Below are 26796 nucleotides of genomic sequence, written 5' to 3' on the forward strand. Positions count from 1 at the left end.
GACAGATTTGAGTATTTGGCTCAAAATAGCGAGTTTTTCGACAAATAACTACCCAAAGATTAATTTTACTACTTAAATTTCCTTAATAGTACTTATAGTCAAACTTTACTTATATTTAGAAGTAATGATTTAAATGTCAGATTTGCATCAAAAATTATCAATACTTAAATAATCCCTAAGTATAGTTAAGATTGAGAGTAAATTGAATAACATAAAGAAAATGTACGGATGAGGGGATTAAATGGAGCCATTACAGAAGCAAATCCTGACTTTAAGCGAAAAACTGGATGCGCTCTGCCAAGTGATTGAGCAGCTTGACAGTAAAGTTGCTCAAGCTTTCTCAGAGTGTTCTTTAGCGAATACACAACCAAAGGATAATTATCAGGAAAATGGCGCAGCTAGTGGCTACCAGTTCAGACGTAACAATTTAAATCCAGAAATGGAACACAAAGATGTCTTGATAGATGGCATTTATCTAGATATGCATCGTCAAGGTGGAGATAATATAACACCAGAAATTCAAATACAACGACTAACAGCGCAATTAACAGCAGCATACAATCGCATTGCTGCCTTGGAAGAACAATTACTCAGAGAGAGAATTCATTAAATTTAGCCTGAGTTCAACGAATTAAAAAAAATGGCTGGATAGAGGGAAGTAAAAGCTTTAGTTTTAACTAATTTTGGAAGTTTAAGTTGCATAGCAACTAACTGTTTGGCAAATTTTGTAGCTCTTTCTCTCTTACAAAATTCAGAGTACCAAAAATCGGCGCTCTGAATTTTGCCATAAATCTCCTTACAAAACTTAATTACGTTAGTGTAGCGTTAACAACATAAGAGCATGTTATTTGAATGTGGAGCGATCGCACTGTGGGCATATATTTAAGTATCAGCAACTAATCCAGCCATCAAATTGATAAAAAACTTAAACACACTATTGCATATATCTACGTAATAGTGTGATATACCTACCTATAGACTTTTAGTTACTACCTCACTATGAAACCAAAACACAACAACCCTAAGACTGATGTCTTTAGGGTTTTGTTTCGTTCAAAAACCAAGATTTTCTTATTAATCTGCGTTTTTGTCATTAGTGTTTTTGGCATCTTGTTATCAAATTGGTTGATGACAAGCCAGACAGCTTTTGCAAAAATTGACCTTTTGCAACCTGCGCCGACTCAACCGCTAGGCTATTACGACTATTTCGGTAAACTGCTGAGTCCTCAAGAAGCATCACAACTAGTTGTAAATAAAGGACTCGACCCAAAAAATCCCATTTCCTATCAACGGGTAGGAGCAGTTAAAATTACTCAGGAATTAATCGCAAAAGGTGAAGATATATTCTTCAACCGGAAAATTGGCGACACATTTGGTTTACAAGGAGTATTCGGTCTTGGGCAAGGCTCTGCTATTCTTGCAGAAGAATATACGAGAGCAGTTTATAATTTGCAAGGTCAGCCAACAAACAACTTGCAAATTACCCTTTTGAAGGATATCCCTTTAGGTAGTCGGACTTTTCTCAAAGGAACTGTTATTAATACAGGCTTAAAAGTGGACAAAGGAGGGAATATTCTCGGAAGTGCGCCTAATGGCGACATTACTTGTGCAATTTGTCATGTAACTCTTTCCAAGGAAGGTAAACGTCTTCCGGGAGTCCCCAATAGTGAACTTGCTTTTCCCTTTTTGCTTGCCTTAGCACCAAATTCAGCGGCGGCGTTTGCGCGGGCAAAATTCAACCCTCTAGACCCACAATATCAAGGTAATGGCAAAACTATTATTGACAGTAAAGGTAATGTAGTCAGATTACCAGATCCGAAAAAGTTTGAAAAAGCTTTTGATGATGCCTTACTAGGTTTACCTTCTGGTAATTTCGAGAGTTCACCAGATGGTATTAATAACACCACCCAAATTCCCAGTTTATTCACATTTAAGAGTCAGCCTTATGGTGCAGATGGATCTGCGGCTGTTGGCCCCTTTGGGGGACTGACTTCTCTCACCAGCGCTGTCCATTCTTCAGAAATTAACTTGTTGGCAGCTGCTCAATTAAGTTCAAAAACGCTTGGTATTGACCCAGAAGTTTATATTGGTACATTTCTTCAGAATGCTGCCGTTCCTAGCCTCCGTTTACCAGAAGGTGTGACACTAAAACCCTCGGAGTGGCTGCGGGGAGCGATCGCACCGAATCCTACAGAAGCAGAATTAGAAGATCAAGTTGCTGCCCCTGGTACAGGAACTTATCCAAATCTGCAAATCAATCTATTTACAAGCAACGGTTTGGTTTTTAGCCCCAATAGTGGAAAGCCTGGAGATATTGCTAGCGGCACTTTCCTATTTGCTAACAATGCTATGTCTGCTTTTCAAATAGCTTAGTACCACCTGCAAACCAGACTTCGGAGAACTGGCAAGCGTTGAATAGCAATTCTGTTAAGCGTGGCGCAAAAGTATTTGAGAAAGCTAATTGTGCTACTTGTCATATTTCACCATTTTTCACCGACAACAAAATTCATCCACTTGATAAAATTCGTACTAACCCAGCCCGTGCTCAGTCTCGCTTGGCGCTGAATAAATTGTTAGTGCCATCCAAGTTATACACTTTTAATACTCCAGTTCCCATACCTGCTAACGCTGAAGTGCTGGATATACCAACGCAGGGTATATCTGATACTCCCACAACTCTACCCAAAGGTATATTGCCAAAAGGCGGTTATAAAACTACTTCCTTGCGTGGTCTTTATTTAAGCGCACCATATTTGCATGATGGTGGTGTAGCAGTAAGGGCAGGAAGTTTGAACGTTAACTCAAATGGTCGTTTTACGGTAGTTGACAAGAGTGGATTAGGGTTAACTGGCACTCTCAACCAAGGTATAGCAGCCGATGCTGCTAGCAGCTTGCGTGCTTTAGTTGATCGTGATCTGCGTGCCTTAGTTATAAAAGCCAATAAAGCTAACCCTGGATTAGTGTTTAGTAACATTGATGGCACAGGTCATGAGTTCTACGTGGATAGACAGGCTGGGTTTAATTCTAACCAGCAAGCAGACCTGATTAATTTCTTGCTGGCACTTGATGACAATCCTGGAAGTTTTTAATTAAGCTACGGCTGATATCGTAGGTTACAGCAGTTTTCATTTATTTGAACCACATCTGTCGTAAGGGCACAGCAATGCTAAAGCCCCTACCGGGTGGTCTATTTAACTAAAAATAGCTGTAAGCGTTCAAGTTGGGCTTCAATGGCTGCTAAAAGTTGTTGTTGCTGCCAATCTTGGCTAAGATGGGCGGCTATGCAAGCGGCTCCAGCACCTATACCTTCTTTGACAAAGCCCTGCTCATAAGCTCGAAGTTGGGGATAACGAGAATCAGCAAAGCTCAGATGAGTTGCTAATAGGGGAGGGATTCTTCCACTCTTAGTTAAGCTGCCTTTTCCTAAATTGAGGGCTAAGTCAACTGTAGCGCCAGTTGGGTCTTCTGCTACCCAGCGAGTTGTGCCTACAACTACTTCTTCTGGTTGCCATGATAAGGCGTAAGTTTGAGCGATCGCACTAATCAGCGCATAAACCGCCAGCATTTGCGTCCCACCAGCCAACATTACACCACAACTCCGACTAGCTGCGATCGCCATCCCAGCTACCACCACTTGCATCGGATCGCCCACAGCAGCGACAAGTTGCAAGGGGTTAACTGAGGAGGACAAAGTAAAATTTTCTCCCCCTGCTCCCCCTGCTCCCCCTGCTAAGAGTTCCCTACTCCCCCTCATCTTCTCCAGCCCAGCTTGCACTAGTGCCCACTTTTGCGCGTGGTTACAAATAGGGTGGCTACTGTTAACTTTTCCGCCAGCATCTATACCCAAACCAGTTAAGATTGCCAGGGCAGTTGTAGTGCCTCCAACGACGCACTCACCGAGAATCACATACTTATGTTGGTTATTGGCAGCAAGGCGTTCTCCCCAAAGTAGCCCTTGTTTAAACAATTGGTGTACTGTTGTGATTTCCATAGCAGCACCACTACTTAAACACCGAGCAGCCATGCCGCCCAAATCAATTACTGGCACAGCCGGAGGCTGGGGTAAACCAGCATTAAACAAATTAACTGGTATCTTTAGCGACTCAAAAACAGCGCGAGAAATCAGCACAGGTGAAGCCCCAGCAGCTAATGGTGGTAAGGGATATTGGGCTTTATGTTCTGGGCCGTAATACAAAAACTCGGCATCGGCACAAGCAGTATATTTCCGATCCTCTGGAGTGCGACCGGCTGCTGAAATCCCTGGAATTAAACCAGTTTCAGTAAATCCTAAAACGCAGGCAAATACGGGTAGACAGCCACGATACCGTCGTAGCCATTCTTCACCCTGTTCTTTTTGCGTATAAATACTAATCATTTGGAAAGTTAAAAGTTAGAAGTTAGAAGTTAGAAGTTAGGAGTTAGGAGTTTAATTCATAACTCCTAACTCCTAACTCCTAACTATCCTTCATAATCCATAAGGACTTGTACCCAGCGTGGTGGAGGGGGAATGGGGTTACCCAGCCGATCAAAAAGCAACCATGCTGCCAGGTGTACCATAAAAAGGTAGATAAAGTTGTTGAGTACAATTAAAGCGATCGCTCCCACTTGAATCAAAAACACGCTGGGACTCGCCAAAAAACTCAGCTTCAAAAATACCCACTCTATGAACTCAGTCACCTGGGTAATTACATAAATCCACAGGTCTTCACCTGACAAAACAGACAACAACCACAGCCGAAAAAAGACTCCCAAAGTACCCAACAGCGTACCCAAGGTTATAGAAACAATCCAGGGAACACGACGACGACACCATGTCGCTCCTAAAAGTACGCCCATAAACCCGTAGGGCATGACAAACAGCAAACTGCGGGCTGGCCCCATCAGTACCGTCAGCAGTAACCCAGAGGTGAGTGCTGCCATCCATGCCGCACGCCTGCCCCAACGCAGATAAACTAGAGCGATCGGTACCGGAAAAAATATCCGCAAAACTGGGCCTAAGGGAAAGTAGAAATTAATAAACCAAATCAAGCTAGCGGCACTGGCTAAAAACGCTGTTTCCACCATCCTCAAAGGTGCATCAGCCTTGAGTTGAGGAGGCATTAACTGCTGTTCTTTGTCTAACCAATGATTGTGGGGAGTTGGAGATTCAGGGGATGGATCTTCCTCCGGCTCATCTGGCAGAGAATCTAAAATACTCATAAGTTTTTAACGTGTCACGGAAGTCCCCACCTTCAATGTACTCATCTCTGTGGGGATAAAGAGCGGGGGATGAGGATTGCATCTGATATTGATTTCTTGCCAAGCATTAACAAATATCAGATGTATGACGAATCCCCAAAATAAACTGATAAGCTGTTACGCATTTAACTTGAACATTTACATGAAGGCTGATGACCGATGACTGATGACTGATAACCGAAAACCTGTCAACAGTTAACAGTTAACGACCGTAAAGAGTGTTTATACAATTTAGGCGCACATCAGCTTAGAATTGTTGGGTCTTGACCACCAATGCCGTAAGCGAAAACCAAGCTGTATAGGTAAAGTGTAGCAAGAAAAATATTTGGGTCTTGGGAACCAGGACTTCTGACAAGAGGAGGGAATGTAAGACCAAAAAAACTACGGAGTTCTGGAGGCTGTTCCCGATGAATTGGGAGAGCTACGTCCGTCTTACGGCGGGTTAGGTTACACGATCATTCTTTCTAAGGCTGACAAATCGGGAATACAAATAGTATCTTGATCCCGTTTAATCAAGCCTTTTTTTTCTAGTCTTGTCAATACTCTTGTTACAGTTTCCCGCGCCAGTCCGCTCAAACTACTCAATTCCCGATGAGGTAAATTGGGGATTTCAGTTCCTGTTTGCCCTTTTTTTCCCTGTCCTTCTGCCAAAAATACCAACGTATCTGCCACCCGTGACTGGCTATCAGATTCCCGCAACCGCAATCGGCGATTTACTTGCCGCAAACGTCGTGCCATTAGTTGCGCCAATCGAACTCCCGCTAAGGGTTCTATCTGAAGTAACTTGACAAAATCCTGAGCAGGCATACTACCGATTATCGTTGGGGCCAAGGTAATCACATCTGTGGATCTAGGCACTTCATCTAGCGCCGCCATTTCGCCGAACAATTCCCCTTTACCAAGAATATTCAGCGTTATCTCTTTTCCCTCCAGATTGTAGGTGCGAATTTTTACCCATCCGTCCAGAATAAAATACACAGAACCGCCCCAGTCATTTTCTAGCAGAATTACCTGATTGGCTGGGTGAGTGCGGGTAACAAGATGGATGAGGGCTGATTCTACAGCAGTTTCTGGCAACCCTTGAAAAAAGGGAGCCGAGGCAATCATCCAGGAATTAGCCTGTGCTTGCAAGCTATATCGGTCTTCCATTACGACATCTTTATTCAAGCGGCTATATACACACAACAAACAAGAGCGCCATTTTCTGCCTAAGCTATCATTGCACAGCTCCCTTTCAAAAAGAAAACTAAACTATGCTACATAAGAAAGCGACAAGAACGTTTTTCTAAATAATCTTTACCTATAAGTTTAAACGGGGTAAAAGTTTTGCAAAAAGTAGTTTATAGCCGGCAATTGTATAGCTTAGGCACTAGCTGCACTGCAAACTTGATTAGTTCAGAATATAGGCAAACAACATCAATGATACTAAAGGGAGTAAATTATTGCTCAGGTATTTTAGCGATTTTCATGCAATAGGTAATTAATGATCTGTAAAACTAAGCTTCTCACACAAAAGCTGACCGAAGATTGCCACGACTCCCGGTAATCCATAACATAATGACAGTCACAAGTCCAAAACGGCTTTTGCCACTCAAAACTTTTCCTATGGGGATCTTGCTACACGCAGCGTCGCCCATAGGGGTACGGTGATTGTAAAGTAATTGTCAGATTAGTTGACATACATCTCTAGGTAAGGTAGGAAAAGTGACTTCCAGTGCAGACGAAATTCAAAAGTTGATCGCAGACATTGACAACTTACTTGCCAGTGGTGGCAAGCGTGTGTCTAGATTTCTGTCTGGTCAGGCGCAAGAGCCTAAAGAAGTTTTAGAACGAATTCGCAACTTCTTGGTGAGGCTAGAAGAAAAAGAAGCATTAGAGAATGGCATCCCAAATCAGTCTTCTGAAGAACCGCGATCGCCTTTATTAACAAAATTTATTGATCAAGGTAATAACCAGTATCCACTACCCCAGCCCGAACTCAATCAGGAACACAGTACTGTTGGCGCAAGACAATTAAAAAGTGAATTTTCGAGCTTGATCCAGCCATTGCGATCGGAATTAGAATTGCTCTTGCAAGAGCGAGCCGCTCTCATACAGGAAATTAAGCAGCTAGAGCAAAGGCGATTGCAAAATTTCTCCTTAGCGCAGCAGTTGACAAACCAGGAGCAGATGATTACCGAGTTTTTACAGGTACTCATGAGTCGTCTTGTGCCAACTTTAACGCCACTGCTAGCACAAACGCGGGAAAATTCCGCCAGTTCTTCAGGAGCAAATAGTGCAAACTCAGAACCAGGAATCTCGGCAACTCAACCGTTATTAGAATCCCCAGACCCTACAGAGCGTTTAACTCACCTGGCCAGGGAGTTGGATCAACGTTTATTATCACTAGATGGGACTGTGAATGTAGTATTTGAAGCACTACAACGCAATATTAATACTTATCACGAGTCGCTGTCGCAAGGATTGGCAAGAATGCATAGCCAGGGGATGCAAGGCGAACAGTTGATGGCCAGCTTTCTCAACAATTTGACCCAGCATTTGCAGGAGCGATCGCCTAGTTCCCAGCTATCTTTCCTTGAGGTAGAATCTGATACATCACCATCATTGCCTGACCCAGCCGAGATTACTGCTGGAATTGCAACTCAACCGTTGGAGCTTATACAGCCAGAAACATCTTCACTCACAATTGATCCTAAGCAACAGGATACTACGATCGCAGAAGATTTAGATACAGTGCTGTTGCAGCTTGGTATAGACTCGTCTCAATCTTCCCAGCAGACCGAGTTACCACAAGATATTTCTGCTTTAATTGGTGATGAAGTAGACCAACTTTACGCCACCTTGTTTGGTACTGGTGCTGTTAATAATCTAAGTGTTGAGGTTTCCCCAGCCTCAGAATCAACGTCGAACATCGCTGAGGGCGCATCTGTCCCTCCAACTGGGGATTCTGAGGCTGTAACAGCAGATACGGATCTGTTCAATCTGAGCAACGTTAACCCACAAACAACCCAACAGACTCCAGTAGAAACCATAGATTCATCAGATTCACAGGAAGAACTATTTTTTGAAGATACAGACCTAGAGTTTGTTAATTTCTCTACACCACAAGCAGTTTCCGCAACAGACAGCTTGGAGATCGGCAATCAGCCAGCTAGCGCTGATACAATTAATACTCTAACTGAGCTATTGCCAGATACAGGTAACGATCTGGAACTGCTGGAAGTATCATTTTATGAGGATAATGGCACAATTACAGCACCAGCTACTCCAGAAGTAGCGGAAATTGCGGAAATTGCGATTGCCAAACCGGAAGTATTAATTAACGACGAGCAACCAGAACCGTTTTCAGATGACTACATTGCTGCTTCGCCACAAGAAAACTTACTTGCTGTTGAGTCAAACCAGGCTCCAGCCGTACCTGATATTTCTTTAGATGAAGAACAGTTGCAGCAATTAGATCGGGATTTGGCTAATTTTGATCGGCAGCTAAATTCTGAGTTGCAGCCAGCTACCAACTTGGATATTTTCTCAGAACTACTTGATGAAAATCAAGACATAATTCCCATAACTTCCCCTGAGCCGCTAACAGAAAATACCTCAACTACTGCTTTCTCTACTTTGGCAGTTCCCCAGGTAGAAACTGAACAACAAAATGAAGTCACTACTCCTGTTGAAGAAAGTTCTTTACCTCCAATTTCCAACTCCATTAACAATCCAGAATCGCTCAATGTTCTACAATCAGTCTGGTATTTAGGAATTGATTTAGGTACAACAGGAATTTCTGCCGCCTTATTAAATCGCTCTACTTTTGTTGTACATCCTATCTATTGGTCAGCAGAAAATCCGCCGGGAAAAACTTCCTTCCAGCAATCATTTCGTTTACCAACAGAGGTTTATCTGCCTACAGCTTCTGTACCCCACGGAGAGAACGAAAGTATAGAAGTACATGAGCGGACTGCACCTGCGGCTGTTGCCCAAGATAAAGTGCCCGATCGCTCGGACAACACTCCTGCAACACGATCAACAACAGATGCGACGACAAATAATCTCTACTCGGCACAGTTGAAGCCTTATTTACAAGTAGCCATTCCCTACAAGAGTGAACGGCAGAAATGGGAACCTGTTTTGCAATTAAATGAATTTTCCGCAGGCCCTTTAATTTGGGTTGTGCGATCGCTATCTAAGTTATTATTAACCCTCAAATCCGAAAAAACTAGTACCACCCCTAGTTTAATGGCTGCTGCTATGGGGATCAGCGAACAAGATTTTCCCAAGATTATCAATAATATTGCTGGTGTAATTTGCACCTGTCCATCTAGTTGGTCGGAACAATACCGCTTTAACGTGCGAGAAGCTTTACTCACCAGTAAACTCATCCAACATCCGCAGCAAGTCTTTTTCGTCGAAGAAGCGATCGCTAGTTTACTCCCAGAACTCGATGCTGCTAACGGTGAGCAAGTAAAATTAAGCAACCATCAGGGTTCTCATCCGGCAAAAACCAGCGAAGATCCCATTGTTGGCAATACCCTTGTGATTAACATTGGCACAGCTGCCACAGAAATGTTGTTGGTAAATCTCCCAGAAACATTGCAGGAATTGACATACAATGATTTCATGCTCCACAGTTTTGCTTATGCTGGTAAGGGAATTGAACAAGATATAATCTGCCAGCTGCTATTGCCACCGAAATCTCGGCAATTACGAAAAGAAACACAAAGCGAGCGCAAAACTACCACCAATAATCCTTGGCAATGGCAATCGTCAATTCCCGGTTTAGACCAAATGCGCTGGCAGAGTTTAGGGTTGGAACAATTAGAACTACCCAGAGTCGGAGAACCAGATATCACCACTCGGATTCGCCTCCAGCAGCGTCTAGAAAGTTCCCTGCTGGGACAGGCGGTATTAGATGCGGCATTAGCTCTAAAGCTGATATTGCAACACCAAGAGTCTTTCACCCTAGAATTGGCCGATCAGCAATGGATTTTGCAGCGACGAGATTTAGAAAGCCAGGTATTTATCCCCTTTGTGCGTCGCCTGAACCGAGAACTCAACAAGTTATTGGTAGCTCGTGGCATCCCCACAGAATCCATTAATCAAGCTATCCTGACTGGTGGGGTGGCTTGTGTCGGGACGGTGAATCGTTGGCTACGGCAAAAACTCCCCAGCGCTAAAATTATTCAAGATTTATATCTCGGCGAAAACGGCGCTCCTCATTGCAGTCGCGTTGCTTATGGTTTGGCGATGCTGCCTTTGCATCCCCAGATATTAGATATACCCAGACAACAATACACTGATTATTTCCTATTTACAGAATTGCTGCGGCTGCTACCAGACCGATCTTTGTCTTTCGGTGAAGTTATCCAGTTATTTGAGGGTCGTGGGATCAATACTCGCACTTGTCAGCAACGCCTGCTGGCTTTTTTGGAAGGTGAACTGCCTTCCGGTTTGATACCTTCAGTTATAGATTCGGCTTGGCTGACTCAGAGTTCCCAAGAAAATCCTGACTATCAGGCGATCGCTACAGCACCACTTTTTGAGAAACAAGGCAATCTCACTTATCGTCCTAATTCTCAACAACTGTTGTCTTTGCGTCGCTATCTAGATGCAATCAAGGCTAGTAATCAGCAATCACTGGAGGAAGCATACTTAGTGAATTTCGCTTTAGAGGTTAATCATTGAGATTAGTAAGTAAGTCGGTGCGAATAAATCGAAATATGTTTAGTAATGTAAAATTAGTGTAATCGATTTCGTAGTAAGAACTTTAGTCCTAAAAGAAGGAATGAAGTCCTTACTACAAACATGCAAATTATTTACGCCGTTTTACTTACATCACGGATGTTTCTTTCTAAGTAGCGAAGATACTGATGGGCTTTCTGCTCTCAACACAGTAATATTTGGCATGTGTACCAATAACACTATTTTTTTATTGGATGCTATGAAATACTGTAATTTTACAAATTTCCACCTTAATTAAAAGATTCTGTAAACTTTGGGTTTTCGGTTTTTATATTGCTTGATTTTTGCGTATGTTAACACTCAGTGGTAACGACAAAAGCAGTAAAAATCGCCTAAGAATTATGTTCATGTCTACACTACTGATTCAAAAAGTCCTGTTGTAGATAAGTTAGTCGTTGTGAATCATCTTTATCTTTATTCAGTTAATTGTTCGCAACAGCCTTTCCACCCGTCAACCTTAAGCGTGAGAAAACGATTAATTGACATTGTTGGAGCCATTGTGGGGCTGATAATTACATTTATGGTAGCAATTCTTGTAGCAATTGTTACCTTTGTTCATGAGCCAAATCCAATATTTTATTCCCAAATTCGCTGTGGTTTGAACGGAAAAACTTTCCGCATCTGGAAATTCCGTTCGATGATCGTCGATGCTGATAAGCTCAAGCATTTGGTTGAAAACCAAGCCAAAGGTCACATCTTTAAATCTGCTGACGATCCTCGCATTACTCCTGTGGGTAAATTTTTGCGGCGTACTAGTTTAGACGAATTTCCCCAATTTTGGAATGTTCTCGTAGGGGACATGAGTTTAGTTGGTACTCGTCCACCCACTCCTGATGAAGTCAGCCATTACGATCCACACCATTGGGATAGATTGCGAGTTAAACCAGGTATTACTGGAGAATGGCAAGCTAATGGGCGTTCTAGCATCACAGACTTTGAAACCATTGTCAAGATGGATATAGATTATCAACGCAAATGGTCTATAACTTATGACCTGAGTCTAATTATTAAAACTATTTGGGTAGTCTTGAAAAAGACTGGGGCTTATTGAATTTGTCATTTGTCATTTGTCATTTGTCATTTGTCATTTGTTATTTGTTATTAATTCTTGTCCCTCATCTACCACTTTCTTGTTCTAACTTCTTCTTCAACCCTTGACGCCGCTACCAGTTTCCGTGGGTACAATGTAACGTTGCAAAACAAAAATAGTAATAATACTGGAGCGATCGCAATTACTGAACCAGCAGCTACTAAGCGCCAGTCAAGAGAAAATGTACCTGCTAGCTTTGCGACTCCCAAGGGAAGAGTGTATAAATTTTCGTCTTGGATGACAATTAAAGGCCATAAAAAGTCACTCCAAGCACCAATGAATACGAATATAGCTAAAGTTACCAATGCTGGGCGAATTGCTGGTAACATAATATGCCACCACAAACCTAACTCCGAACTGCCATCCATGCGGGCGGCTTCTTCTATCTCTTTGGGTACGCTCATAAAAGCTTGGCGTAACAGAAAAATGCCAAAGGCAGAAGCTAAACTCGGAAAAATCATCCCTAAATAACTATTTCTTAAACCCAACTGGACTGTCAAAATATAAAGGGGAATCATCACGATTTGGAAGGGAATCATAATCGTAGAGACGACCGCCACAAAAATCCAGTCTCGCCCGACAAATGATAATCTTGCCAACGGATAGGCAGCTAAAGCGCAAAACAGCAGATTTAAGCCCACAGTCAGCACTGACACCAAAGTACTGTTATACAGGTATTGTCCAAAAGGTAAAGAGTTCCACACACTAAAAAAGTTATCTAGTGTAGGTGAGGCAGGCAATAACTGTGGCGGCGACTGTAAAATATTTTCCGTGGGTGATTTTAAGGCTGTGCTAATTAGCCATAGTAAAGGAAAGAGCATCACCAGTGCGATCGCTCCCAATAGCGCATACATTAACAGAATTTGCGATCGTGATTTTTTCCAGTTCAGCATTTGATTAATAACTTTCCGAAATTTGTAAATATTTATTACAATTTTATTTATAAGACTACAACCAATACGGTTCGGTTAAGCCAAAAGACGCGATAAATCGACGTCTCTACAATAATTAATCCTTTGTAGAGACGGCGATTTATCGCGTCTTTGTGATTTAGAATTTTCATCAAAAAACCCTAACCGAACCGTATTGAGACTACAACTTGCTTTACATATTTTGCACTTGCTCAAATATTTGGTGGATACTCACCCATTTTCACCCACATTTTCCGCACACGAGTTAATTGCAGACGATTCATTTTTAAAGTATAGATTGTTGCTCTACCAATGGTTGTAAGTCCTACAATTTCTGTAGCATCTTCACTCCAAGTAAAATGGTCTGCCCACAGTTGCTGTTGTGGATTAAATAATTTAACCTCATTCTGAGTATTAGGGTCAATTGCTGTTTGGCGAGTTGCTTTATAACGATTACAAGATGGACAAGCCAAGCAGAGATTTTCAAATATAGTTTTCCCTCCAGCAGACAAGGGAATGATATGCTCAAATTCAAAGGTAGTGACTGTTAAAGCTTCAGCAGTGCGACAGTAAGCACAACAATCAGCAAAATAATTACGAATTTCCTTTTTTAATTCAACAGGAATGTAAACACTCACGCTAGTTGCTGTTTATTTTGAAAAATATTTAAGGTATATCTAGCTCTAGTTTTAAGAATATTTAATTGGTCAACCTGTGCCAATAATCTGTCTAAGGTTTCAGTTTGGTCATGTGACAAATCATTCTCAGAATTTTTAACTAATAATTCTTGTAACTGTATCTGAGCTTTGGGAGATAAATAACTTTCTGCCAAAGCTTGCAATTCATCTAGATTTAAACCCATCAATAATTCAGAATCTACAGATAAGTTAGTTAGCTTTTGATAAGTTTCTAAATCTAACAGTACTCCAACTTTTTTTCCCTCTGCGTTAGTGACATACTGAACTGAGTCAGACATGGCTTTACTTAAGAATTTGATTAATTTTATAGTAATCTATCACCAAAAATATTGTTAAAGCAACAGGACTTACGCAAAATAATGAAAAAACGAACCGCATTCGCGCAGCGTCTCCCCTTGGGAGAAGGACACAAAGGACACAAAGAAATAAGAGTTTCAGAGAGTTATTGCATAAGTCCTGAGCAATTCAATAGCATAATTAGGGCTATTTCATTCTATACATAAACCGCCCAGAACTAAAGTTCTTTGGCTTTTAGCTAAAGTCCGTTTTAACGGACTAGAACATGAGTCTCAGTCATCTTTAGATGACTTTCGCTATTAGACTCAGAATTCATTCTGAGGCGGGCTAGATGAAAATGAAATAGCCCTGATAGCAGAATACAGTTCCGTTAAGCATTGATTGTAAATTAAAGGGTTCTAATACCCCAACCATAAACGTACCTCTGAGAAGGAGTGGTTCCGACTTGGCTCGTTTTCAGTAGGGGTTTAAATCCCCCTTTGAAAATGTCTTTAATGCAACGATTTTGAATTTTTAACTGGTAATTTTAAGCTAATTCACAGTAGTTAATCTTCAACCGCTACATAAGGTTGTGGTTCCCGCAAACGTTGGGCAATTTGTTCTCGCCGATACTTTGCAAGTTCGCTGTAAAGCCTCTTACGAGATAGATTTACACTTCCAACAGGCTCATGCTCTAGCAGTGTATGCCAAGGGGAAAACAATATACCCTCGTCTAAACGTTTGCGTTCTTCAAAGTCAAATTTCTGGCTGGGAATGCGGACAGTTGCAACTTTAATAAACGGGGAATCTGTTTCTTGCCATTCTTTAACGTGGTCTTCAATCGGTGTTTTTTCATCATCTACATAAAACTGAATTAAAAAGTCAAAAGACGCTTCTTTCCCTTCTTCAGTCAAATATTTTACCAGCGTTTCTCGGAGGTAATTTTCTGATTCTGGAAGTGTTTCTGGTTGTTGTTCCGGCTGTTGAGATTTGACAGACAATTTTACAATGCGACTACCAAACTTAAACGGAGCCATGCTCCAATATTGAATCAAAAGTGGATTTCCTATCTTATGGCTGCCAATTTTTTGCAAGATAGCAAAGGCGTAACCAAGTTCCTCCAGCCGCTCTGGGGTAAGTTCTCCACTACCTGCTCTGGAAAGATCAGCATAATCACGAACGTCTTTAGTCAAGAAAATAGGATAATTGTTGAGTATAAAATCTTGAGTTTTTTCTTCATCATCCAGCACTTTTTGCCCGTCCACATTCATCACCTTAATGGCGATACCGCGAACATCAGGTTGGCTATCGGAGTTGAATTGACCACGCTTTTGAGGCGCACCACCATTAGAGAAACGAATCCACACAGGATAGGTTTGGGGCGTTTTGAATAAACCTACTTTCAGGTCTTCAGAAAGATTGGGTTCAATAATAAACTCTCCCGAAAGGAGTCCATGACTTTTGCTATGAATTTGGCGGAGGTCTGGGCCGGTTTTTTGTTGAGCTTGGAGACTACCTGCTATAATGTCGTCGATGATTGCTTCTTGCTCAGTGGTAGATGACGTTGGGTTAGTCATAAAACATTTGATAATGTGTCTTCATTATCCTGAATGCTTCAGCCTTTCTGAGTCAATCCGGTTTCCGTAGAAACAGCTTGTAGTGGTTTATCCCAAGGTTCTATAAGTATTTCAGACAAATAGGCAAACTCAAAGACAATTCCGATAGTCGGCTTTGTCTGCCACTGCGGTAAACTGAGCAAGCGATCGTAATATCCACCGCCATAGCCCAGGCGATATCCTCGATAGTCACAAGCGACACTGGGGACAAGAATCAAATCCACTTCAGCCGGATTTAATAGGGGAGCGTCGGGGTGTGGTTCAGTAATGCCATAAGCGCCGCTTTGGATAGAATCATTCGGTGTCGAAATATGCCAAGATAGGGATTTTTTATCAATGCAGCGAGGAAATCCCCAACGGTATTTGGTGTTTGCAAATAGTGGACTGAGATCGGGTTCTTGGCGAAAGCTGAAATAAGCTAGTATTGTTTTTGCTTGGGTGAATAAAGTAGAGTTTTGTAAATGAGAGCATAAGCGATCGCTTTTTTCTCTCCACTCTTGAACGGGCATTGATTGACGTGTTTTGAGTAGAGTGCGCCGTAGTTCTGCCTTATTTAATTGATGATTAACTTTGTCCATAAAAATAGTCCAAAAAATAAGCTGGGCATCACCCAGCTTGTATCACTCTACACTCACCAGTACATTGTTATGCAGCGTGTTGACGATACCACTCAATGGTATTCTTTAACCCTTGCTCAAAGCCCACCTGAGCCGTAAAATTAAAGGCAAGATTTGCCCGTTCAGTATCTAAACAACGGCGGGGTTGACCATTTGGCTTGTCAGTTTGCCAAACAATTTCACCCTTAAACTCCATCAATTCACAGATTAGAGTTACTAAATCAAGGATGGAGATTTCATAACCTGTTCCCAAGTTAACTGGTTCCGATTCGTTATAGAATTGAGTTCCCATAACAATCCCCCGCGCGGCATCTTCTGAATACAAAAACTCACGGGTGGGACTGCCATCACCCCAAACTGGAAGTTGCTTTTCTGCCTTAATTTGGGCTTCGTGAACTTTGCGAACTAATGCTGGAATAACGTGAGAACTTCCTGTGTCAAAGTTATCTTCTGGGCCATATAAATTCACTGGCAGTAGATAAATCCCATTAAAACCGTACTGCTGGCGGTAAGATTGCAATTGGACTAAAAGGGCTTTTTTTGCAATTCCGTAGGGGGCGTTGGTTTCTTCTGGGTAGCCATTCCAAAGATCATCTTCTTTGAATGGCACGGGAGTAAATTTAGGATAGGCGCAGATTGTGCCAATACAAACAAATTTTTCTACTCGAGCTTGATAGGCAGCGTGAATTAGCTGCGTTCCCATGATCAAATTATCGTAGAACAACTCTGCGGGTTTTTCACGGTTCAGACCGATACCCCCAACATGAGCTGCTAGGTGGATAATTACGTCTTGCTGGTCAACTGCGCGTTGGCAATTTTCCCAAACACGTAAATCACAATCGCGCGATCGCGTGATTGTAATCTTCTCACGATCAGCCCCTGCAATACACAGTTGATCTATCACCTGACGACCTAGAAACCCCGACCCACCGGTGACGAGAATGCGTTTATTATTTAGTTCTAAGGCGGTCATATTTTTATCCTCTGTGGTGCGAATCAGAAGTGCAAAGCGCCGAGTTGTTGACGACTAGTAGCAATATCTAATGGAAATTGCGAACCATTTCCATTTGGTGAAGTGTGACCCAATGCTTGTAAGTCTGCTTCTACCATTAAAGAAACTAGTTCTTCAAAAGTTACTGATGGTGCCCAGCCCAACTTCTGGCGGGCTTTGGAAGAATCACCAATCAACAACTCTACCTCAGATGGACGGAGGTAACGCTCATCAAACTCTACATAATTTTCCCAATTGAGATTTACGTAACTAAATGCTAGTTCCAAAAACTCTCGCACCGAGTGGGTTTCACCAGTAGAAATTACGTAATCGTCTGGCTGGTCTTTCTGCAACATCAACCACATTGCTTTGACGTAATCCTTTGCATAGCCCCAATCTCGCTTGGCGTCTAAATTACCCATGTAAATTTTTTTCTGCTTACCAGCAACGATACCAGCCACTGCTCTAGTAATTTTGCGAGTTACAAAGGTTTCACCCCGGCGTGGTGACTCGTGGTTAAAAAGTATGCCATTACAAGCAAACAAATCATAAGACTCACGATAATTTATAGTTTGCCAGTGGGCGTAAACTTTCGCACAGGCATAAGGGCTGCGGGGATAAAAGGGCGTTGTCTCAGTTTGAGGTATTGCTTGTACTAAACCGTACATTTCTGAAGAACCCGCCTGATAAAATCGCACCTGAATTCCGGTACGGTGTTGATAGTCCCGAATTGCTTCCAACAGACGTAGCGTACCCATTCCGACAGCATCCACCGTGTATTCTGGTGAATCAAAGCTTACTCTGACATGGGATTGAGCGCCCAGGTTGTAAATCTCTACTGGCTGGACTTCTTCTAAAATGCGTCGCAACGTTGTACCATCTGTCAAGTCACCATAGTGAAGAAATAACCGCACTCCCTCTTTATGGGGGTCTTCGTAAATGTGATCGATGCGGTCTGTATTAAAGGTAGAAGTCCGGCGAATAATGCCATGAACCTCATAACCTTGTTCCAACAGAAACTCACTTAGATATGAACCATCTTGACCAGTAATACCAGTAATCAACGCTCGCTTCAGTTGCGTCATGCTCAATTATCCCTTATTGTCTTTGATTAAAAAGTTACAGCCAATCTGATACAACTTAGCAGCTAATTGCTGAATTGCTAATGGGAAACCTACGAGTTATTGTTCTTAAAAGACTTTCTCCATCAATAGATATACTTAATAAAAAGTAATTTAACATGTAAATTAAACTTAGATATATCAAGATTGTTTCATTCTGTATATTTTTTTACTAAGCACTTCCAAGAAATAAATTATCCAATCTTATGGGGTGGGCGACACGAGAGCACATAGTCAAAGGCAAGATGCCCACCCCACAATAAAAATTCAGAATAAGAGCAAAGCGAACCACACATGTACACTCGAAGAAGTCTAAGCTAAGTAGAAACCCATAAATTATAAATAACTATATAAATCAATACAGTTCAGTTAAGGATAACCTACGCAGTTTAAGGTTTTTGGCTCTAACCCAAGCGTATTGCTATATAAATAGGACTTACGCAAGAGTTACGGAATAACGTAGACACTAAGTGGCTTGCCGCAGGCTACCACAGAGGTGCAGTATTTCGACAACTCTTGGAGACGCTACGCGAACGCTCAATAACCGGACACGGAGAAATAGGAGTTTGAGAGATATTTTGAGTAAGTCTTAATAAATAAAGAAGAACCAATCGTTTACTCTTAGGGAAAGAATTGGTATTTAGGGGCATTAACTGCCCCACAGAATTGACCCTAAGTAGTTACTCAGTATGCCCCGTTATTTTTGGGCAGAATGACTACATCAACAGTTTTCAAGATGATCCATAAATCAAGCCATAAATTCCTAAACCTAGCATAATGCAGGTCTATTTGGACTCGCCGAGGGTAGGGTATATCATTACGCCCAGACACCTGCCACAAACCTGTAATTCCTGGACGGATCGTTAAAATCTCATCAATGTAAGAACCGTATTTTGGCAGTTCTTCTGCTACTAAGGGTCGGGGGCCGACTACACTCATGTCCCCTTTTAAAACGTTCCAGAACTGGGGAAATTCGTCTAAGCTAGTAATTCGCAAAAATCGGCCAATTTCGGTAATCCGGGGGTCTTTTTTTAGCTTAAAACTGCTTTCAAATTCTTCTCGCAATTCGGGGGATGTTTCCATCATTTGCATGAGGATTTCGTCCGCATTGCTTACCATTGTTCGGAATTTAATACAATTAAACGTTTTGTAATTTTTCCCTACCCGTTCCTGGATATAAAAAATTGGGCCTTGTGAGCTGAAAGCAATCAGCAAGGCCAAAATTAAGTAGACGGGGAAGAACAAAATTAACACCGACAGCGAAAACACTATATCGAACAGTCGTTTAGCAAACTCTCCGTTTAAACCCTGAAAAGATAAACCTTTGGGTTTAACTTTTGGTGTTTTCGTTTTTTGAGGGCGTTTTAAGAAACGCGTAGACGCTCTGGTGTCTTGCCTTACGCCTCGTTTGCCGGAGAGGAGTGAGCTCTGGGCAGTCATCATACTCCTTAATAATCCACACCACACATAGTCCCAATATTAAAGCCAAAATGAGGTGCTTCTGGGGAAAATTGCCAAAAGCCTAAAAAAATAAGACGTTATTCAAGACCATCATTATAAAAATGGTCTTTTTTCGTTGCATTTGTTTACAAAATCTAAATAACGATCTGCAAAAATCTGCGGTGAGAACTGCGCGGCGTGCGATCGCATATACTCAGAACTGAACGAACCCTCATACACTTCAAACTTTTCTACTGCCTCCACTAAAGCCGCCTCTGTTTGCGTCTTGAAGAATATACCTGTCCCTGTATCCGCACAAGAGCGAATATCTCGCACTGTTTCTAAAGCACCCCCTGCACCGTAGGCAATCACTGGCGTGCCACAGGCTTGTGCTTCCACTAGGGCAATACCAAAATCTTCACAAGCTGCATATACAAACGCCTTAGCCCTAGACATATATTTTTTTACCACATTATCGGGTTGCCATCCTAATATTTGGATATTAGAGTTTGCCATTTCACGAATCTTGTTCATTTCATCTCCTGTACCAATGACTACTAATGGTCGTTTTAGTTGATTAAAAGCCTTGACAATCAACGATATTTGCTTATAACTCACTAAGCGGGAAACAGTCAGATAAAAGTCGTCTTTTTCAGACAGAAATGGAAATTGAGCAATATTCACTGGTGGGTAAATGACTGTTGCTTCTCGTCGATAGCAACGCCAAATCCGCCGAGCTGTATGTTGCGAGTTGGCAATGAAGTAATCAACTCGATTGGCACTTAATACATCCCACTGACGCAAACTATGTAATAAATATCGCGTTACCCATCCAGGAAAACCACTGCCTAGTTTGCTGTGGCGTAGATAATCAAAAGTCAAGTCCCAGGCATAGCGCATAGGGCTGTGACAGTAGCAAATATGTATCTGTTCGGGAGTGGTAAGAATTCCTTTGGCAACAGCGTGGGATGAAGACAGAATTACGTCATAATGCCGCAAATCAAGTTGTTCAATTGCCAAAGGCCACAAAGGCAAGTAATTTTGTATACCGTTGCGGGCAGATGGAAAGTTCTGGAGAAACGTCTTGCCAATTTGACGCTTATATAAATAACTTTCAGGATTACTGGATTCAAAATCGATGAGGGCATACAAATCAGCATCAATGTGATTCAAAATTTCTCGGACAACGAGTTCTGAACCACCGGTGGCTTTGGGTGTCAGCCACTCATGAACCAGAGCATATTTCAAGGGCACAGCTAAACAATTCAAAATTCACGCATTCAGGCATTCAAAATTGAAGATAGTTTTCTTAGACTCCGACTGAAAATTTTTCCTCTTGTGATTAATAATTAATGGAAAGTGCCCTAGATTAGCAAATGGGACGCAATCTTTCGCTTAGAGGTTCCAGATGGATGCTGCAACCTGATAATCTCAGATTGGGGATTGGGCATGGGGCATTTCCTTCTGTCCCTAGTTCCTAATCCCCAATCTCCACCCCCTTGATGAAAAATCATATAGAAAGGGCGAATTTATGCGAATTCTGATTATGGGCGGTACTCGGTTCATTGGTGTCTATTTGACTCAACTACTAGTGGAACAAGGACATGAGGTGGTGCTGTTCAATCGGGGAAATCGGCCAGCACCTTCTTTAGAGGGAGTAGGACAAATTATAGGCGATCGCACTGATGCTACTCAATTAAAGGCAAAGTTATCAGAAGAAAACTTTGATGTCATTTTTGACAATAATGGGCGGGAACTTACTGATACTCAACCACTAGCAGAGATTTTTCAAGACCGAGTGCAACATTTTGTCTATATGAGTTCTGCGGGGGTATATCTCAAATCTGACCAATTGCCCCATGTAGAAGGCGATTCAGTAGATCCTAAAAGTCGCCATAAAGGTAAACATGAAACAGAAGCTTATCTAACTCAATTGGGATTACCTTTTACTTCCATTCGTCCTACTTATATTTACGGGCCTCGTAATTATAATGAGTTAGAAGGCTGGTTTTTTGATAGAATTGTGCGCGATCGCCCCATTCCCATCCCCGGAAATGGCTTGCATATCACCCAGTTAGGTCATGTAAAAGACTTGGCACAAGCTTTGACTAAGGTTTTGGGGAATAAACAAGCCATAGGACAGATTTATAATATCTCTGGCGATCGCTTTGTCACTTTTGATGGTTTAGCCCGTGCTAGTGCTGTAGCGGCTGGCAAATCACCCGATGCTGTAAAAATCGTCCATTACGACCCGAAAAAGTTTGATTTTGGCAAACGCAAAGCTTTTCCGATGCGGGTGCAGCATTTCTTTGCTTCGGTGAACAAAGCACAAACAGAATTAAATTGGCATCCTGAATATGATTTGATTTCTGGGTTACAAGATTCTCTAGAAAATGACTATTTAGCTAATGCAAAAGATAAAGCTGATGTTGATTTCTCTGTAGATGAAGAGATTTTACAAGCGTTGTAAGTCAATTTTGGATTTTAGATTTTGGATTTTAAATTGACCCCATGTATGAATGCAGGGGCTTCAATTAAAAATTTTGGATTTTGGATTTTAGATTTATTCTCGCATTTGAATTCGCTTTCTCTCAAACCCCTTTATATTTTATATTTCAATACCGTTCAGTTAAGCCGAAAAACCTTGCTAGAGACGCGAAATTTCGCGTCTCTACAGGTCTAAAATCAGTACCAAAAATCCTTAACTGAACTGTATTGTTTTATATTTTGGATTTAAGATTCAAAATATAAAATCTAAAATTCGGTGAGTAAATATGTTTAGGGGCGCATCGCTGTGTCTGGCTTTTTACGGTATCTGGAAAACCTCTCTTCTATTTCTCTCTCCTCTTAGGAGAGAGACTTTGACTTTTCCCCCTTAGAGCGACGAGTTGGGGGTTAGGGGGTTAGGTAAATCGTTAGCTTTTCCACATAACGTGAAAAGTCAGATCGCTGTGTGCCCTTAATGATGCGATCGCACTTTCACAACTCATCAGGGTTAACGCCTAACTCTCGCAGTTGTGCTGCTAATCTGTTAGCACGTTGACTTTCTCGTTCTAGTTTCTCTAGGGGTGTGGGAAGCCAATTCCCAGATGCATCATACCAACGTAGCCACAATCGCTCAATTCGTTGGTAAGAACCTTGCCAAAGTCCTAAGCCCAGTTCCAAACCCGGCATCCACACTCGTGGGGTAGTCAAGTCTAATTCGCTGTAACTATCTGCAATTAATTGGAATGCTTGAAGTTTATCTGTGTAGCGGTCAAACACAATGTAGTAAGGAACTCGCAAAATCCGCTCATAAACTTCCCATTTGGTCGGCGGTTGGTTAATCTCCCGCAGAGTTTGTCCTAAGTCTTCTTTTTCAGTGCCAGGAGAAAGCAATTCTACCACGACAAAAGGAGCAACCCCTTCTTGCCAGATGACATAACTCAGACGCAAGTTTTGCTGTTCGTAGAGACGCGAAACTCCCACAGCAGCAAACCAGTCCGGGCGTTTGTACCACAGTGTATGCCGGAGATCATAGTAAAGGTTTAAGTCAGTGGCAACAAATACCTCCTCTGCTGGATAGTTAGGTGGACAGAAGGTTTCGCGCAGAAGTTGGGGTTGAAAAAGGTGAAATTCGTCAGGCAAACCAGAGTCCTCCGGGTATTCACTGGGAAGATCATACATGGTGGGTAGAGTTTCTTTTGGAGGGCGCGGCGGGTCTGTTTGGTACATATTAGGTATATACTTTTGAAGATTTAATATTTAAATTAACTGGTTATGGGACAATATCCACTCCAGAATGTTCTAGGAGCCAGGGCCCGCTTAGGTGAAGGCCCCATCTGGGATTCTAGCAAAAGCCTACTGTACTGGGTTGATATTTATAACCATCGGGTGCATCAGTTCAACCCTGCTACGGGGGAAAACAGCTTTTTTGATGTGGGAGATGTCGTAGGTGCGATCGCAACAGCAGGTGCAGATAGATTAATTATGGCACTGCGTCATCACCTGGCATTCCTCGACACCCAGACAGGTGTAGTTACCCCCATTTTGGAAATTGAAGGAAATTTACCAGATAACCGTCTCAATGATGGTAAATGTGACCCTCAAGGACGTTTTTGGTTTGGCTCAATGTGTTCTTTAGAAAAACCCCATGCTAGCCTCTATCGCTATGATAAAGACGGTTCATTGCATGTAATGGAAACAGGATTGACTATTTCTAATGGTTTGGGGTGGAGTCCCGATCAAAAGACATTTTACCTAGCAGATTCTCCGCAGCAAAAGATATATTCTTATGACTTTAACTCAGTAACAGGAAATATTAGTAATCGTCGGGTTTTTGTTGATTTAACTCATGAATCCTTCCATCCAGATGGGTTGACAATAGACAGTGAAGGACATATTTGGTCAGCTATGTGGGATGGATGGTGTGTAATTCGTTTCAATCCCAAGGGTGAAGAGATATTGCGGATAAAGCTACCTGTGCAATTGCCAACTAGCTGTACTTTTGGCGGCGAAGATTTGCAAACACTTTATATTACCACTGCTTCAGTTGGACTCAGCCAAGCAGAGATCGAAAAAAGCTTTTACTCTGGTGATTTGTTTGCTCTCCAAACTGATGTTACTGGATTACCTAATAATGATTTTTAGGAATTATGGCAATTTTCAGGTAATTTAACCATTGTACTATTGTTTATTATCTCCACAGTCAATATGGTTCGTTGAAGCCCAAAAATAAAAATATGTAGGTTGGGTTGAGGAACGAAACCCAACATCTTACAGGATTTGTTGGGTAACACTAAAGTTCAACCCAAACTACAAATATTCTTAACCGAACCATATTATCTCCAAAGTGCCACTTGTTGTTTAAGTTCTCTCATATCTAAAGCATCGCTAGCAAAAGCTTTTCGTAAAAGTGAATGAGGAATAAATTGGTCATATTTTTGAATTTCTGGTGCTTCTGAACTACTGAGTAAATCTTCTGAGGTAATTCTTTGCTCACACAAGGAAGCAATTTCATCATACAGATATTTAAATTTATCCTTGCCTAATTTAATTGTTAAATAATAAGGATTTACTCCGCCAATACTTGTAATTTCCAATGATTCTCGACAGTAGGAGTTGAGTAATCTTTCTAAAGTGCGATAAGCAACCGTACCCATCCAGGGAAAGATGCAGCATTTACCTTTTTCTAATTGCAAAATATTTTGTTTATCTAATCCAACTTGCTGCACTAATTGGCGAACTTTACGTAAACGTTGCAAAGCATTTTTTTGCAAATAGCTGTACTCGACATTTTCCAATAGAACCTGTTGCATTCGTTGCAAAACCTTGGTATGAATAGTGCCACCACTACCACGCCAATAAATACTAGCTTTACCCTCGGCTTGTTTAACAAAAATAGCCTTCTTTTTAAAGTCAACTTCTACAACTTCCCAAGTTCTCCCAGCTAAAGCAAATTGATTTCCAACAGCAGGCGGCGTGACAATACTGCCAATTTGCGTTGCACCTTGCTTAACAATATATTCTTGCTGTTCAGCAAAGACAGCATAAAACTGGAATTTTCTCACAATCTTTTCTCCTGCCAAACCCAGGATTAATTTACCTTGTTCAGTATGCTGAATATGACCAATATCAATTAAATAACGTAGTAATAATTGAAAATCTTCTTTTAAAATAGCAGCAAAGGGCGGTAAGCTAAAAATTTGTTTAGCTAAGGCATTAGGTGAAATTTCCCCTGCTGCTGTTAAAATACTCATTGTTTGGTGATAAAGCAAACTCAAAGGATATTTAATCGGTCTGATTGGTTCAATCCATTGTTCCTCTAAATAAAGTTGAATAATAGCAATAGACTGCAAAAGTTGCCAGGGTATTTGCTCTGGTAGAGAAGCTTCTAATAATGGTTTTTCTTCAGCGCAAATTAAGCGCATATCGGCAGCTTCACCTCTTCTACCACTACGTCCTAAACGCTGTAAAAAGCTAGCTACAGACAAGGGTGATTCTAACTGAATAACTCGCTCTAAATGACCGATATCTATGCCTAATTCTAAAGTCAGAGTGGCGGCGGTAACTGCTGGATTTTTGGGTTCACGCATCGCATTTTCAGCTGCTTGCCGCAAACTAGCAGAGATACTTCCATGATGCACATGATATATATCTGGTAGCCTTTGTTCTGCGGCAATTTGTCGCAAAGATGCGATTACAGATTCAGTTTGCGTGCGATTATTAGCAAATATCAGGCATTTGCGAGATTTGCTGAGGTTGAAAATATATTGTTCATAAGCTGTTGCCTCTGATTCATCTACTTCATCAGTAATATAAAAATGTTCTACAGCTAATTTTAGTTGGCGTTTTATCCCGTCAGGTTCCGGTGTAATCACTGGTTTATCTGTTCCCGAACGCAACCAATCTTCCGCTATTGAGTAATCACCAAGAGTTGCCGATAAACCAATACGGCGCGGTTGTTTTTGCGTCAACTTTGCTAAACGTTGTAATTGGCAAATAATTTGACAACCGCGTTCTGAACCCATAAAAGCGTGAATTTCATCAATGATGACAAATCTTAAATCACCAAATAAGCGAAGTAGGTCGTTATTTTTGTTGATTAATAAACTTTCTAGAGATTCTGGTGTAATTTGTAAAATGCCTTGAGGATTCTTTAAAAGGTTATTTTTTCGAGTTTGAGAAACATCACCGTGCCAGTGCCAAACGGGAATATTTGCTTCTTTGAGTAAGTCGTTGAGACGCTCAAATTGATCGTTAATTAAAGCTTTGATTGGACTAATATATAATACCCCTACAGTTGCAGCAGGGTTGGCATGTAACAGAGTCAAAACTGGTAGAAATGCTGCTTCTGTTTTACCCGCAGCAGTTGCAGCAGTAACTAGCAAGTGAGCCTCAGTGTCAAAGATAACTTGACAAGCGGCAATTTGAACTGGTCGTAATTCAGTCCACTGGTGATGATAAATATATTCTTGGATGAAGGGTGCAAGTCGGCTAAAGGTATCGCTCATGTTTTTTATCACTGATTTAACTGTCTTTTTGGATTTCACGGATTGACATCGCCGATTTTTCCTCCTGTTG

General features: G+C 41.6%; 21 protein-coding genes and 1 pseudogene. 7 read left to right on the plus strand and 15 right to left on the minus strand.

Features of this window, described 5'->3' with window-relative positions:
• Positions 1-241: 241 nt before the first annotated feature.
• The 3 genes from D1367_RS18465 (at position 242) to D1367_RS32290 (ending at position 3089) form a co-directional block, all read left to right on the plus strand.
• Positions 242-610 carry a hypothetical protein gene (locus D1367_RS18465; protein ID WP_118167682.1) on the plus strand — a complete coding sequence of 123 codons (369 nt, stop codon included), beginning with the start codon at positions 242-244 and terminating at the stop codon, positions 608-610.
• Positions 611-1128: 518 nt separating this feature from the next.
• Entirely contained in the window at positions 1129-2373 is a 1245-nt protein-coding gene (locus D1367_RS32285) for a hypothetical protein (protein WP_244944948.1), read from the plus strand.
• A gap of 38 nt (positions 2374-2411) precedes the next feature.
• Positions 2412-3089 (plus strand): hypothetical protein, encoded by a 678-nt coding sequence (locus D1367_RS32290; RefSeq protein WP_244944949.1) that lies wholly within the window; start codon positions 2412-2414, stop codon positions 3087-3089.
• Positions 3090-3187: 98 nt separating this feature from the next.
• Here D1367_RS32290 and cobT read toward each other — a convergent pair whose 3' ends face one another.
• From cobT to D1367_RS18485, 3 genes are all read right to left on the minus strand, one after another.
• Positions 3188-4375: a nicotinate mononucleotide-dependent phosphoribosyltransferase CobT gene (gene cobT / locus D1367_RS18475; RefSeq protein ID WP_118167683.1), complete on the minus strand. Its 1188-nt coding sequence runs from the start codon at positions 4373-4375 to the stop codon at positions 3188-3190.
• 83 nt (positions 4376-4458) lie between these two features.
• Complete coding sequence (locus D1367_RS18480) at positions 4459-5199, minus strand: DUF2232 domain-containing protein (RefSeq protein WP_118167684.1); 741 nt, start codon at positions 5197-5199, stop codon at positions 4459-4461.
• Between the two features lie 486 nt (positions 5200-5685).
• Positions 5686-6387, minus strand: a complete 702-nt coding sequence (locus tag D1367_RS18485; protein ID WP_118167685.1) for a Crp/Fnr family transcriptional regulator — start codon at positions 6385-6387, stop codon at positions 5686-5688.
• A 555-nt stretch (positions 6388-6942) separates the two neighbouring features.
• Between D1367_RS18485 and D1367_RS18490 the strand changes: the two genes are divergently transcribed.
• Together D1367_RS18490 and D1367_RS18495 are read left to right on the plus strand one after the other, a co-directional pair.
• Entirely contained in the window at positions 6943-10917 is a 3975-nt protein-coding gene (locus tag D1367_RS18490) for a hypothetical protein (RefSeq protein WP_118167686.1), read from the plus strand.
• A gap of 454 nt (positions 10918-11371) precedes the next feature.
• On the plus strand, positions 11372-12025 hold the full coding sequence (locus tag D1367_RS18495) for a sugar transferase (RefSeq protein ID WP_118167687.1): 654 nt from the start codon (positions 11372-11374) through the stop codon (positions 12023-12025).
• Between the two features lie 96 nt (positions 12026-12121).
• Here D1367_RS18495 and D1367_RS18500 read toward each other — a convergent pair.
• The 10 genes and pseudogenes from D1367_RS18500 to D1367_RS18540 all read right to left on the minus strand — a co-directional run bounded on the left by D1367_RS18500 (position 12122) and on the right by D1367_RS18540 (position 20988).
• Positions 12122-12957 (minus strand): annotated as a pseudogene (locus D1367_RS18500) (carbohydrate ABC transporter permease).
• 47 nt (positions 12958-13004) lie between these two features.
• Positions 13005-13127 carry a hypothetical protein gene (locus tag D1367_RS32840; RefSeq protein WP_267255652.1) on the minus strand — a complete coding sequence of 41 codons (123 nt, stop codon included), beginning with the start codon at positions 13125-13127 and terminating at the stop codon, positions 13005-13007.
• A gap of 60 nt (positions 13128-13187) precedes the next feature.
• Positions 13188-13613 carry an HNH endonuclease gene (locus D1367_RS18505; RefSeq protein ID WP_118167688.1) on the minus strand — a complete coding sequence of 142 codons (426 nt, stop codon included), beginning with the start codon at positions 13611-13613 and terminating at the stop codon, positions 13188-13190.
• A complete protein-coding gene (locus D1367_RS18510; protein WP_118167689.1) occupies positions 13610-13951 on the minus strand; it encodes a hypothetical protein in 342 nt (113 codons plus the stop codon). The genes D1367_RS18505 and D1367_RS18510 overlap by 4 nt, the downstream gene beginning before the upstream one ends.
• A 564-nt stretch (positions 13952-14515) precedes the next feature.
• The gene (locus D1367_RS18515; RefSeq protein WP_118167690.1) at positions 14516-15526 is read right to left on the minus strand and encodes a catalase family protein; all 1011 of its coding nucleotides are present in this window, start codon (positions 15524-15526) and stop codon (positions 14516-14518) included.
• Between the two features lie 38 nt (positions 15527-15564).
• Positions 15565-16143 (minus strand): 5-formyltetrahydrofolate cyclo-ligase, encoded by a 579-nt coding sequence (locus D1367_RS18520; RefSeq protein WP_118167691.1) that lies wholly within the window; start codon positions 16141-16143, stop codon positions 15565-15567.
• Between the two features lie 67 nt (positions 16144-16210).
• Positions 16211-17155, minus strand: a complete 945-nt coding sequence (locus D1367_RS18525; protein ID WP_118167692.1) for a GDP-L-fucose synthase family protein — start codon at positions 17153-17155, stop codon at positions 16211-16213.
• 23 nt (positions 17156-17178) lie between these two features.
• Positions 17179-18258, minus strand: coding sequence for a GDP-mannose 4,6-dehydratase (gene gmd / locus D1367_RS18530; RefSeq protein ID WP_118167693.1), 1080 nt, complete (start codon positions 18256-18258; stop codon positions 17179-17181).
• Between the two features lie 720 nt (positions 18259-18978).
• Positions 18979-19734, minus strand: a complete 756-nt coding sequence (locus tag D1367_RS18535; protein WP_118167694.1) for an undecaprenyl-phosphate galactose phosphotransferase family protein — start codon at positions 19732-19734, stop codon at positions 18979-18981.
• 114 nt (positions 19735-19848) lie between these two features.
• Entirely contained in the window at positions 19849-20988 is a 1140-nt protein-coding gene (locus D1367_RS18540; protein ID WP_118167695.1) for a glycosyltransferase, read from the minus strand.
• Positions 20989-21265: 277 nt separating this feature from the next.
• On the opposite strand from D1367_RS18540, the gene D1367_RS18545 reads away from it, so the two are divergent.
• A complete protein-coding gene (locus tag D1367_RS18545; protein ID WP_118167696.1) occupies positions 21266-22204 on the plus strand; it encodes an NAD-dependent epimerase/dehydratase family protein in 939 nt (312 codons plus the stop codon).
• 509 nt (positions 22205-22713) lie between these two features.
• On the opposite strand, the gene D1367_RS18550 is transcribed toward D1367_RS18545, so the two are convergent.
• Positions 22714-23448: a Uma2 family endonuclease gene (locus tag D1367_RS18550; protein WP_118167697.1), complete on the minus strand. Its 735-nt coding sequence runs from the start codon at positions 23446-23448 to the stop codon at positions 22714-22716.
• Positions 23449-23493: 45 nt separating this feature from the next.
• Here D1367_RS18550 and D1367_RS18555 point away from each other — a divergent pair, with 45 nt between their 5' ends.
• Positions 23494-24363 carry an SMP-30/gluconolactonase/LRE family protein gene (locus D1367_RS18555; protein ID WP_118167698.1) on the plus strand — a complete coding sequence of 290 codons (870 nt, stop codon included), beginning with the start codon at positions 23494-23496 and terminating at the stop codon, positions 24361-24363.
• 191 nt (positions 24364-24554) lie between these two features.
• Here the strand turns inward: D1367_RS18555 and D1367_RS18560 are convergent, their stop codons facing one another.
• Entirely contained in the window at positions 24555-26726 is a 2172-nt protein-coding gene (locus tag D1367_RS18560; protein WP_118167699.1) for a DEAD/DEAH box helicase, read from the minus strand.
• Positions 26727-26796: the final 70 nt, after the last annotated feature.

This window comes from Nostoc sphaeroides (assembly GCF_003443655.1).
Taxonomy (GTDB): Bacteria; Cyanobacteriota; Cyanobacteriia; order Cyanobacteriales; family Nostocaceae; genus Nostoc; species Nostoc sphaeroides.